The sequence below is a fragment of the Arhodomonas sp. SL1 genome (assembly GCF_052060015.1).
In the GTDB taxonomy this organism is placed as follows: Bacteria; Pseudomonadota; Gammaproteobacteria; order Nitrococcales; family Nitrococcaceae; genus Arhodomonas.
This window is the reverse complement of the sequence record NZ_JBPODZ010000021.1, coordinates 17,323-28,545: the sequence shown is the minus strand read 5'-3', so window position 1 is coordinate 28,545 and position 11,223 is coordinate 17,323. Positions and strand designations below refer to the sequence as shown.

Below are 11,223 nucleotides of genomic sequence, written 5' to 3'. Positions count from 1 at the left end.
CCCGTGTCAGTGAATGCACGGGAGAGGCTAGGCGGGGATCTCGTGCTCCGGAAGAACGGCCGCGTTTGAACGCTTACTAGCCGTCCACCCCCGCGTAGGTGCGCGAGACCCCCTCCTTGGCGGTCTCCGAGTTGTCCATGACGAAGACATCAATATCGAGCGGCACGTAGCCCTCGGCGGTGGCGGTGATCGGTGCCTTCGCGCGAGCAAGCAGCCGCTCGGAAAGCGCATCCACCGCCTCCAGCGCCCCCTCGGTGGCAGCGAGCTCGTCGAGGCGCTGGCGAAGCCGCGCCGCCGAGGGCACGCCGCGGAGCCCGAGCGCCTGGGTGAAGAACGTGTCCCCGCGATACGCCTCGATCGCCTCGAAGTCACTTTTGCCCTGACACAGCAGCCCCAGGTAGCCCTTGACCACATCGCTGGTGGGCAGCGCCGTGCCGCGCACCGGGAAGACGGGATCGAGCTGCTGGGGGAGCTGGGCGAAACGCGACAGCGCCTGGCCGGCGAGCACCAAGCCGGCCTGACCGGTGATCAGCTGCTGGGTCTGGCGGATGCTAAAGCGAGCGGGCTCCCCCAAGTTCATCAGCCGTGGCCATAACTAGTTGATACGGGGGCCTTCCGTTTTGAGTTGGCACAACTACACGGCGATATCGCTGCGCGGCGGTGTCACCTCCAGGCTCTTGAACAGATCACGCTGGGCGGCGCCATGGAGATCCCCTGGATCGGCTCGCCATCCAGGGTGAGTCGATGGAGCTGCACGGTCTCCGAGGTCTCCAGCACTCGCTCAACGCTGTGCACACCCGATGGCGGATTGGCCCGCAGGCGCATGCGCAGCACGCGGTAGACGACGAGCGCGAGGAAGCAGATCAGCGCGTGGGCGCGGATGCGCTCGGGCAGGCGGTGGTGCACCGGGGCGATGTCGAGGGTGCCCTTCAGCGCCCGGAAGCCGCGCTCGATGTCGGCGAGGCTGCGGTAGCGCTCGACGATCTCGTCGGCCTCGCGGTCATCGAGGCTGGTGACCAGCAGGAGCTTGCCATCGAGGCGCTCGGCCGCCGCCCAGGCATCGTCGTCGATCTCGTAATGGAACGCCGGCGCGGTGAGGTCCGCTTTGATGATCCCGGAGAGGCGCTGCTCGATGACTGCCTTGTGGAAGCGCTGGTAGGCGCTGCGATCCGAGGAACGCCGCCCGCGCCCGGGCTTAGCGGCGTCCTGGTTGTCCAGGCGCCGGGCAAGGCGCTGGCCGAGCTCATCGACGCGCTCGATGCGCCGGCGCCGGTGGGCGCTGTGCTCGACGGCGCGCTCAGGATTGTGCGCCACCACCAGCCGCCGCCCCGCCCAGGTGGTCTCGGTGACGGCCTCCCCGCCGCCGGCCTCGGCCTCGCGGGCGAGCTCGGGGTGCAGGCGCGCCATCACCTCGGTGAACTCGCCGTAGCGCCGCCCGGGCACGGCGAGGATGTAGTCCACGGCCAGGCCCTGCTCGCGCCCCAGCGCCTCCAGGGTGTCGACGTTATCGAGGCTCAGCAGCCCCCGGTCGGCGACCACCACCACGCGCTGCAAGCGAAAGCGCTCCAGCAGCCGGGTGATCATCGGCGCCAGCGTCTTCGTCTCCGCCACGTTGCCCTCGAAGACCTCGTGGGCGATCGGCAGCCCCTCGGCGGTCTGCACCACGCCGAGAGCGAACTGCCGCGCGATCCCGCCGGTGTCCTTGCTCATCCCGGGCTGGCGCAGATCGGCCTCGAGGCGGTGCTCGCCGTGGATGCGCACGGTGGTCACATCGTAGAAGGTCACGGTGAGGTCCTGATCGAGCAGCGGGCGAACCTGCTCGGCGACCACCGCCTCGACCGCCTCACGATGCTCGATCAACGCATCCATGGCGCGCAGCAGCTGATTGTGGTCGATACAGCGTTGCTCCACCCCGGGCAGGTGCACGCGCTCCAGCCAGCGCAGCACCCCGAGCTTGCTCTGCGGATCCAGCAGGCGGTTGAACACCATCGAGCGGATGACCGCCTCGAGGTCGAACTGGCGGTACGAGGAGCGCAGCGCCCGTGTAAGCCCCGTATCGAGGCCGAGCGCGCGCCAGATCTCGGTGAGCAGCCACGCGCCGCCCAGCGAGCGGCTCGGCTCGAACTCGGCGCTCTCGCCATCCACCAGCGGCAGCCCGGTGTGGCGCTTGAGCCCGCGGATGATGCTCTGGACCTTGTCCTCGGTGAGCTGATCGGCTCGCCCGAGCTGGGCGATCTGGCGGTGCCGGCTCCGGCCCTGGGCGTCGCGATAACCCTCGACCAGTCGCAGGTAGGTGCGGCCTTGGGAGCGCGAGGAGCGGATAAACATGGCCCAACGCTACAACAGCACCGGAAACCCTTCAATGGCGCGATTCTCAGGACTCGTTATACCCCTTAGTTGGCACAACAGGCCTGCTCAGGATGCCTGATCGTAACTCGCTGATTCCCAAAGACTGGAAGGCCGCTACACCCCCATGATCGGGGAAGGACCTGATGAACCCGGGGGCTCCATGCATGCACCATTCGGGTGACCGGCGATGCGCCGAATTATACATAATAATCAGCGCGTTGGGCGCATAGGGCCAGTTCCGGTCACGGATTCAGGGTAGAGTGAAGCGCGGTAATCGAATTCTACACGGCCACGTCAAGCATCATCATGAGCGGTGTCTCTCGACCAAGTGGTTCCGGTGCGTCTGCTCCGCGTCCGGATCCGTTGGCAACAGCCCCGGGATCGTGTTCAGTTTAAGGCTCGGCGTATGCCGTTCAAGCGCCTGAAGTCGACCCCGGTGCCGATCGATGACCTCGGTCATGCTAAGAGCATGCGCCGTGAAATCAAAATTGATCGTAACATCGAACTGTGGGGGTGAAACGCATCGCGCGTTGCGTTGGTCATGGTGTGCATATCCCTCTCCGGTTGTGATTTCATGTAGCTAACCAGCGAGGAAACGCTGTACACAATCTCTGAAAATAACTCCAACGCTCGGTCGTACTATGTCCCAACCCTTCCGTCACAATCGACCGAAATTCCAAGCCTTATTGTGACAACAGTTTTGATTGCTACAACGATGTAGACATACGTCTGTCGCCATCAAGTAACTCATGCAATGCGTATTTGAACCCACCGTCATCAGTGCCTAGCACTACGTTGAAGAGAATGCGACTCAGAGACGATTGAGGAAGATCGTAGTCCCGGCGGAATGCCTTTATATCCCAGCCATTGGCTAGAGCTGTCTCCATATACCGCGAGATATTCCCAACGACCGAGTTCGCCGCATGCCTCCTTCCGATACCGGGCCGCAGGGAATAAGCCGCCGCGTCCTTGGCCGCGCGCCAAATCAAGCAATAAATCTGCGCGACGCTGAAGTGCTCAAGGCATTGGGTAAGAACCTGCCGGGTTTTCTTTCCTGGTGACAGATATAGTCGATGCTTTCCAAGAGCAAGCTTTAGGAACGCAAGACACTCATTTAGTTGTGCTTCGTGGCATAGTTCAGCAAACTCCGGCACCTGAATAATCTCGCTCGCCGTTTCTGCATTGTAAATTTCATTCATCAGTGCGATGACTTGGTCCGGATGTAGGGCAAGGTTGAATTTGCTTTCTCCAATTTCGATAGCAAACTGACCGTCTTCACTGAGTTGTACGGCTTCGATATGTGTATCCAAGGAGATCAGCAGCAGGTTTTGTTGAATTAAATGGCGAAGAATCGTTTTGTCGTAGTCGGGATCAGGAGACAGTTTAAGTATTGAGTAATCATTCAATGACTCTATTGTCGTGAGGTTCTCGTTACCTAGCGTTTGGGTGGTGGCTAGCAGATAGATTTTGGTGATTAAATCTAGGTTTTCAAGGCTGGGTTTATTGCCTTCCGCTGATCGCCGCATTTCACTAATAATCGTTTTTTTTCTGTTAACAATTTCGCGATGTTCAGCTTCCTGACAGCTCAAACAGATACGGTCTTGGAACCACCGCCTGTTCTGATATTGGGTGCGGGTGCTAAAGCGATAGGGATTCTTGCAGCGTCCACAGCAAATATCATCTTGCCACACGAAAGAATACGTCTCCACGAGCGTGCTGATTGCATCCCGGCGTATTCCATAGAGGTGCGCGATTTCTCGGACAGTTAATGCGAAACGGCCGTTCTCAGCCTGCCGCCAGTAGTCTACGCAGATGCGAACGGTTTCATCGTCATCGGTAAGGAATTCCAATTGCATGGTGGTCGCTGGTGCCGTTGCGGTTTGTGTGGGTGACTCAGTCATCAGGTCAGGCGGCCGCCGGCCGGCATGTTGTGCCGTAGGGTGATGCCGACAGATGGGCGAGCTTGCCACCGATCAAATGGCACACAGTGATCGGATTGCGAGTGGTGTGAAAGCCTCGGGCGCCTTGGCGGCCTGGGTCCAAGCGTTCATCCCCTCGACGGGGCGTTGGACAGACGCGAGTCGAAGGCGTTGAGGATCCCGTGCCAAGAGGCGGCGACCTGCCGGATCGGCATCTGCTGGCAGAGGGTGATGGCCAAGGCCTCGAACAGTTCCGAGAACCCGCTCGCCGGCCACGCCCAGGGCTCTTCGACCTGCGAGGTCTTCCCACATTCTTGACAGCGCACCCGCAACACGGCGGCGTGGACATAAGCCTGATGCTCGAAAAGGTGCAGGCGCTGCCATGCGCACTGGCGCGTGTCACAGAGGCGCTTGCTCTGCGTCCAGATTCGCCGGCAACAGCCCGGTGATGGTGATCTTGGTGGTTGCTGTGGCCATGTGACCCGTCCCTATTTCCGGCACGGCCATGTTGCTTGGGTTGTACGGCGCGCACCGAGAGGTAGATAAGGACTAAGGGGCCGGGGAGAAGCCGCCTGCCGGCATAGCGTGGTTGTGCGTTGAGCCACGCTACCGCCGAGACGGGTACCCCTTGAGGTCCATCTGGGGTGTTGCTCATCCTTTGAATGGGTGAAGATTGAAGCATAGTGTGACACCGCCTACAAGGGCTCAGACGGCGCACCCGCGCCGGCGATGCAGGAGCGCAGGACACGGATGGCTGCCAACCCCGCCTTTCTCACCTGGATGGACCTGACCGCCGCCGACCGCGACAAGGTCCGCCGTGTGCTCGATCTCTTCAAGGAGCAGGGCACCGTCGACGAGCTCGGCCTCGGTACGATCCGCGACCTCTTCTCGGATGCGCTCTTTCCGGGGACCACGGTGCTGCGCACGCGGCTGCGCTACGTGCTCTTCATTCCCTGGATCTACCGGTCCCTGGAGGCGCGGTCCCGGAGGGTCTCCGACATCACCGCCGAGGCCCGTGAGGCGGAGCTCGCGCTCATTGACGCGCTCAAGGCCGGCGGCGAGCAGGAAGGTATCATCGGCGCCGTCGCGGGCAAGGGGCTGGCGCGGCTGCCGAGCAGCGCCTACTGGGCGGCGCTGGTGCGCTGGGGCGTGTTCGTGCCGCGGCAGAGCCAGAGCTGGTATCACGCGAACTTCCACCGCCTCGCCGCGCGGGACGCCCCGGGGCATCCCGATGATCCCGGCGTGCGCTGGGGACGGGAGGTGACGTGGCACCCCCACCTCCCGGACCCGCCGGACGGACTGTGGCGCGAGGCCACCTTCGCGCTGAGCCGGGAGGAGGCGGAGTTCGTGCGTGGCTGCATGGAGACCAGCGAACCGGGGAGCCTCCTGGCCTGGCTGACCCGGGCTGGCTCGGAGGCGCTGCTGGCCGCGGAAACCCTGTGGGATGCCCCGGAGGTCTGGCGTTCGGAGCCGCAGCACCGCCACCTGGTAGAGCTCGCCCGGCGATTCTCCCTGCACGTGGAGGGCGCGCCGCTGCTCTACAACCTGCTCCTCGCGGAGACGCGGCAGGCCCGCTACGGGGCGCAGGCCACGGAGGACGAGCGGTTGATCGCGCACTACCGTGCCGCGCTGGGCGAGTGGGCGGCCCGCGAGGCGGCGGAGGCCCCCTTCGATCCGGATCGCCTCTGGCAGCTCGCTGCCCGGCAGGGGGTGGCGATCAAGCAGCCGCAGCGGTGGTTCGTCGAGCGCTGGTGCGAGGGCGTGCGGGCTGCGGGCGCCCAGGGCGTGGTGGCGAGCCGGCGGCTGCGCGATCTCATTGCCACCCGCGAGCGGCGGCTTAAGGGTGCGCGGGCGCGGCTGCACAACCCGAACCGCCTGCTGGAGTGGCGCGGCGGCACCGGCGTGGGCCGGATGGCGTTCCGGTGGCCGCAGGTGCGCCGCCTGCTTGCCGATCTGCACCAGGGGCTGCAGCGCTGATGCTCTCCCCGGACGCGCGTCAGGTCGCCATCGAGATCCTCCGCCCGCCATCCGGCTACCGGTTCGATCACACGGTGATGACCACCTACACCCTGGACCTGGAGGTGCTGCTGGCACTGCCCCTGGCGGTGCTCGCCCAGACCGACCGCGGGGTGGAGGAGCTGCTGGACGAGCCACTGCGGCTATTGCAGTCACTGCGGGAGGCCGCCGACCGGGTGCAGGTGTTCGTCGACGAGGCGGGCATCGCGGTGCCCGGGCAGACGCGCGAGCTCTATGCCGCGCTGGAGTCGAGCGTCCACCCGGTGCGCGCCCCCGGCGGCGGCGCCTTCCACCCCAAGGTCTGGGTCGCGCGCTTCACCGCCGGCGACCAGCCGCCGCTGCTGCGCGTGGCCATCGCATCCCGCAACCTCACCCACGACCGCTCCTGGGATGTGGCCCTGGTGAGCGAGGCGGAAGCGGGGCAGGGCGGTGACGGCGATTCAGCCTCTGGGCTGGCACGGTTGATCGGGGCGCTGCCGGCGCTGGGCCGCAGCGCGGACGCCGTGCCGGGGCGGATCCGGCGAACGCTGGAGCGCCTTGCCGCCGAGTTGGCGGCGACGGCGTTCCCGGCCCCGGCCGGGTTCGAGGGGGCGGTGCGCTTCCATGCCCTCGGCCTGGACGGCCCGACGCGGCAGCCCTGGCAGCCCATGGAGCGCGCGCGGCGCCTCCTCGCCATTGCGCCGTTCGTGAATGCCGGCGGGCTCGAGACCCTGCTCCAAGCCGGGCCCCGGGAGACGCAGCTCGTCAGCCGCGCCGAGGCGCTGGACGCACTGCCGGCCGAGGGGCTCGCGCGGTGGGGCGAGGTGCAGGTGCTCATGGACGGTGCCGTGGACGAGGCGGAGGACGACGACGCGGCGGCGCGCCGGCCATCGGGCCTGCATGCGAAGCTCATCGCCATGGAGCACGGCTTTCACGCGCACTGGTTCGTCGGCTCCGCCAATCTCACCCGTGCCGCCTTCGGCGGCCGCAACGTCGAGATGATGGCCGAGATCGTGGGGCGGAAGGGGCGCGAGGGCTCGGAGCGGGGCGTTCGCATCGAGCGTTTCCTCGAATCCGGCTTCGCGGGGCTCTGCGTCCCCTATCCGATCCGGGAGCCATCCGAGGAGGACCAGGGGGTGGCGGCGGCACGCCGCGCCCTGGAGGCCGCCCGGGACGCGGTGCTCGAGGCGGCGCTCAGCGTCCGCTGTGCGCGCGAAGAGGCGGGGTGGGCCTGGTCCCTTCAGGGCCATGTCCCGCCATGCTCGGATGTGGCGATGACCGCGTGGCCGGTCTCGCTCGGTGAGCCGTACGCGCAGGCCCTCGACGACGGGGCCACCTGGACGATGCCGCTGGAGCGGCTCACGGCGTTCGTGGCCGTGCACCTGCGGGTCGCGGCGGACGTCGATGACCTCACCCTGGTGGTCAAGCTGCCCACCGAGGGCCTGCCGGAGGGGCGCATGGACCGGGTCCTGCGTATAGTGATCAACAGCCCGGAGCGGTTCCTCCAGTTCCTGCGGGCCCTGCTGGGTGGTCTGGAAAGGCTGGTCGACTGGGCGGAAGACGGGCCGGGCAGGGGTGGCGAGTGGACGGACCGGCTGCCGCTGGAGGCCGAGACCTTGCTCGAGGATCTGCTCCGGGTGGCGGCGCGCGAGCCCGAGCGGCTGGAGACGGTGCGCCAGCTCATGGCCGATCTCAGCCGCCAGGAGGACGGGACCCGGATCGTGCCGGAGGACTTCCACGCGATCTGGCAGGCCGTTGATGCCGCGATCAGGGAGGGGCGCCCGTGAACCGACCGGATGTCGAGGCCATCCTGGCGCCGTTGAAGCCGTTTCAGCGGCGAACGGTGGAGCATGCCTTCCACCGGCTCTTTCAGGCGGAGGACCGTACCAACCGATTCCTGGTCGCCGATGAGGTCGGGCTGGGCAAGACCCTGGTGGCCCGCGGCGTGATTGCCCGTGCCATCGACCACCTGTGGGAGAGCACCGAGCGCATCGACGTCATCTACGTCTGCAGCAACCAGAGCATCGCCCGCTCCAATCTCCCCAAGCTGCAGGTCACCGGCCGCTCGGAGCGGTCGCTGGCGCTCGCCACGCGGCTGACCATGCTGGCGACCGAGCTGGCACCCGGCGGGGGCACGGCCGGTCTCGCCGACGCCCGCGTCAACTTCATCAGCTTCACGCCGGGGACCTCGTTCAACATGGGGCATGCCGGGGGGAGGGCGAACGAGCGCCAGGTCCTCTACTGGCTGCTCCGCGACCTGGTGGTCTCGAGCACCGGCCTGATGAACCTCCTGCAGGTGGGGGTGGGCAGGGAGCGGTGGCGTGCCGAGATCGCGAGACCGGTGCCGCTGGAGCCGGGGATCCGACAGCGCTTCCAGGCTAGGGTGCGCAGCGACGGTGGGCTCCTGGCCAGCCTGAATGCGGCCATCGCGGCGTGGTTCTCGCGAGTCCGCGATGCCTACCCGGCGGCGGCGCGCCGGGAGCGGGACCGGCTGATCGGCGAGTTGCGCCGCGTGTTGGCGGAGGTCTGCGTGGAGGCGCTGGAGCCGGATCTGGTGATCCTGGATGAGTTCCAGCGCTTCAAGGACCTCATGAACCGGGACGACCCCGACGCCGACCCGGCGAGCCAGCTGGCTGAGGCGCTGTTCGAGGCGCGCAATGAGCACGGGCATCCGGTGTGCACCCTGCTGCTCTCCGCCACGCCGTACAAACTGTATACCGCTGACGTGGAAGTCGGTGAGGAGGATCACTACCAGGACTTCTTCGCCACGGTGGACTTCCTGTTCGGTCGGGATCCGCAGCGCATGAGGCAGCCGGCCTCGCGCCTTGCCGACTTCCGCCAGGAGCTGCGTCGCGCCGCCGCCGGGCAGACGGAGAACGTGCTCGCCGCCAAGGACGCGGTGGAGGCGAGCCTGCGCCAGGTGATGGCGCGGACCGAGCGCGTGGCCGCCAGCGACCAGGGCGATGGCATGGTCGACGATCCGCCCCTGGCGCTCGACGTACGGCCGGAGGACGTCCGCCAGTACCTCGCCGCGCATGCCTGGTTCACCGCCGCCGGCGGCGAGGACCCGCTGCTGTTCTGGAAATCCGGGCCTTATCTCCCACACTTCACGCCGCACTACAAGATCAGCGAACACGTGCAGGAGACGCGCGAGCAGGACCCGGCGCGTCTCGTCCGGGTGCTTGATGCGTATGCGGACGCCTTTCTGGATCGGGATGCGCTGCTGCGCTGGGCGCGTATCGACCCGGGCCACGGCAAGCTGCGCGCGATCCTCGCGGATCGGCTCGATGGCGGGATGTGGCGGTTGCTGTGGATGCCACCCACGGTGGCCTACTGGCCGCTGCAGGGACCCTTCGCCGGCCAGGAGCGGCGCACGAAGACGCTGCTGTTCTCCGCCTGGAACTTCGTCCCCGATGTGGTCAGCGCGGTGGCCAGCTACGAGGCCGAGCGCCGGATGATCGGCGACGCCCTGACGGGCTACCAGGAGCCGGACAAACAGCGCCCGCCGCTGCTGCGCCTCTCCGACCAGGGGGGTACGACACGGGCGAGGCATCGTCTGCTGATGCTGCTGGCGCCGAGCCTGGTGCTGGCGGACGAGTTCCACCCGCTGACCGCCCCGGACGGCGTGGACCCCCGCGACTGGGTCCGCGAGCAGGTGCGCGAGCGGCTCGCGGCACTGGACCCGGGTGCGGGGGCCGCCGACGAGCCGGAGGACCCGCGCTGGGAGTACATGGCGCTGGTTGCACTGGAACCCGGGCTCCGCGGGTTCCTGGCGTACTGGGCACAGGCATCGGTGGAGGAGACCGGGCAGCCGAACCCGGAGGCGCTGCCGCACTACCTCAACGACCTGGCGGCGCTGGATATTGCCGAGCTCGGGCGCCAGCCCAAGGATCTCGCCGAGACGGTCACGGACTTCGCGCTGGGGGCGCCGGGGGTGCTCGCCGCCCGGACCCTGGCGATGGCCCGGCTCGAAGACCACGAGCGCCGTGCCCGTGCCACCCAGATCGCCCATTCGCTCTGGAACCTGTTCAACCGCCCGGCGGTGATCTCCCTGCTCGGCCAGCTCTATGGGCAAGGCAGCGCCGCCGAGGAGCGCACCTACTGGCGGCGGGTTCTGCGCTACTGCATCGACGGCAACCTGCAGGCGGTACTCGATGAGTACTGGCACCTGCTCTGGGAGCAGCACCGTTGGTCGGAGGACGATGCGGGCAGGAAAGTGGCGTCGCGTTGCGTCCGGGATATGAAGAGCGCCATCGAGCCGCGTCAGTCCCGGGTACACGCCCACTTCCTGGAGCGCGATGGCAGCGGCGGGCTCGCGGCCGACACCCTTCGCGTGCGCACGGTGTTCGCGCAGCGCTTCGGTGCGGTCCGCACCGAGGAGGGCGTGGTGAGCCAGGACGCCGTTCGCGCCGACTTCAACAGCCCGTTCCGGCCGTTCGTGCTCACCAGCACCTCCGTGGGCCAGGAAGGGCTCGATTTCCACCCCTGGTGCCATCGCCTCATCCACTGGAACCTCCCCGGCAACCCGGTGGATCTCGAGCAGCGCGAAGGGCGGATTCACCGCTACAAGGGCCACGCGGTTCGGCGGAACATCGCCCAACGCTTCGCCGGCATGGCCCGGCAAGAGTGGACCCCCGGGGACGATCTCTGGGCCCGGATGTTCCGCCTCGCCGACGAAGCGGCCCGGGCGGAGGGGAGAAGCGACCTGGTCCCGTTCTGGGTGGCGCCTGGCCCGTTTAAGGTCGAGTGCTGTTCGCCGACACTGCCCTATACGCGGGAGGTGGCGCTGTTGCGGCAGCTGCGCCGTCAGCGTGCGACCTACCGCATCGTCTTCGGCCAGCCCCGACAGGAGGAGCTCCTGGAGATGCTCGACCGCGCGGGGCTCTCCGAAGAGGTCCTGTCGCGGTGGATGATCCGTCTCACCCCGTAGCGTGCCGAACGGGTATCGAGTCGTTATGCG

At 66.9% G+C, this 11,223-nt stretch carries 6 protein-coding genes and 1 pseudogene; 3 read left to right on the top strand and 4 right to left on the bottom strand.

The genetic code is table 11. The features are described from left to right. Window positions 1–76 precede the first annotated feature (76 nt). The 4 genes and pseudogenes from ACQ754_RS16155 to ACQ754_RS16140 all read right to left on the bottom strand — a co-directional run bounded on the left by ACQ754_RS16155 (window position 77) and on the right by ACQ754_RS16140 (window position 4,250). Window positions 77–580: a hypothetical protein gene (locus ACQ754_RS16155; RefSeq protein ID WP_440998077.1), complete on the bottom strand. Its 504-nt coding sequence runs from the start codon at window positions 578–580 to the stop codon at window positions 77–79. Between the two features lie 83 nt (window positions 581–663). Then, entirely contained in the window at window positions 664–2,328 is a 1,665-nt protein-coding gene (locus ACQ754_RS16150) for an IS1634 family transposase (protein ID WP_440998076.1), read from the bottom strand. Window positions 2,329–2,653: 325 nt separating this feature from the next. Beyond that, window positions 2,654–2,824, bottom strand: a pseudogene (locus ACQ754_RS16145) (DUF6364 family protein); the annotation flags it as partial. A 232-nt stretch (window positions 2,825–3,056) separates the two neighbouring features. Then, on the bottom strand, window positions 3,057–4,250 hold the full coding sequence (locus ACQ754_RS16140) for a hypothetical protein (RefSeq protein WP_440998075.1): 1,194 nt from the start codon (window positions 4,248–4,250) through the stop codon (window positions 3,057–3,059). A 768-nt stretch (window positions 4,251–5,018) separates the two neighbouring features. Here ACQ754_RS16140 and ACQ754_RS16135 point away from each other — a divergent pair. The 3 genes from ACQ754_RS16135 to ACQ754_RS16125 are packed head-to-tail and all read left to right on the top strand — an operon-like array spanning window position 5,019 to window position 11,193. Next, window positions 5,019–6,245, top strand: coding sequence for a DUF6361 family protein (locus tag ACQ754_RS16135; protein ID WP_440998074.1), 1,227 nt, complete (start codon window positions 5,019–5,021; stop codon window positions 6,243–6,245). Further along, on the top strand, window positions 6,245–8,050 hold the full coding sequence (locus ACQ754_RS16130) for a phospholipase D family protein (RefSeq protein WP_440998073.1): 1,806 nt from the start codon (window positions 6,245–6,247) through the stop codon (window positions 8,048–8,050). The genes ACQ754_RS16135 and ACQ754_RS16130 overlap by 1 nt, the downstream gene beginning before the upstream one ends. After that, window positions 8,047–11,193: a helicase-related protein gene (locus ACQ754_RS16125; RefSeq protein WP_440998072.1), complete on the top strand. Its 3,147-nt coding sequence runs from the start codon at window positions 8,047–8,049 to the stop codon at window positions 11,191–11,193. The genes ACQ754_RS16130 and ACQ754_RS16125 overlap by 4 nt, the downstream gene beginning before the upstream one ends. Window positions 11,194–11,223 lie beyond the last annotated feature (30 nt).

Coding starts and splice junctions, on each gene's coding strand:
- ACQ754_RS16155 (WP_440998077.1), bottom strand. CDS start 580: ATGAACTTGGGGGAGCCCGCTCGCTTTAGCATCCGCCAGACCCAGCAG.
- ACQ754_RS16135 (WP_440998074.1), top strand. CDS start 5,019: ATGGCTGCCAACCCCGCCTTTCTCACCTGGATGGACCTGACCGCCGCC.
- ACQ754_RS16150 (WP_440998076.1), bottom strand. CDS start 2,328: ATGTTTATCCGCTCCTCGCGCTCCCAAGGCCGCACCTACCTGCGACTG.
- ACQ754_RS16140 (WP_440998075.1), bottom strand. CDS start 4,250: ATGACTGAGTCACCCACACAAACCGCAACGGCACCAGCGACCACCATG.
- ACQ754_RS16130 (WP_440998073.1), top strand. CDS start 6,245: ATGCTCTCCCCGGACGCGCGTCAGGTCGCCATCGAGATCCTCCGCCCG.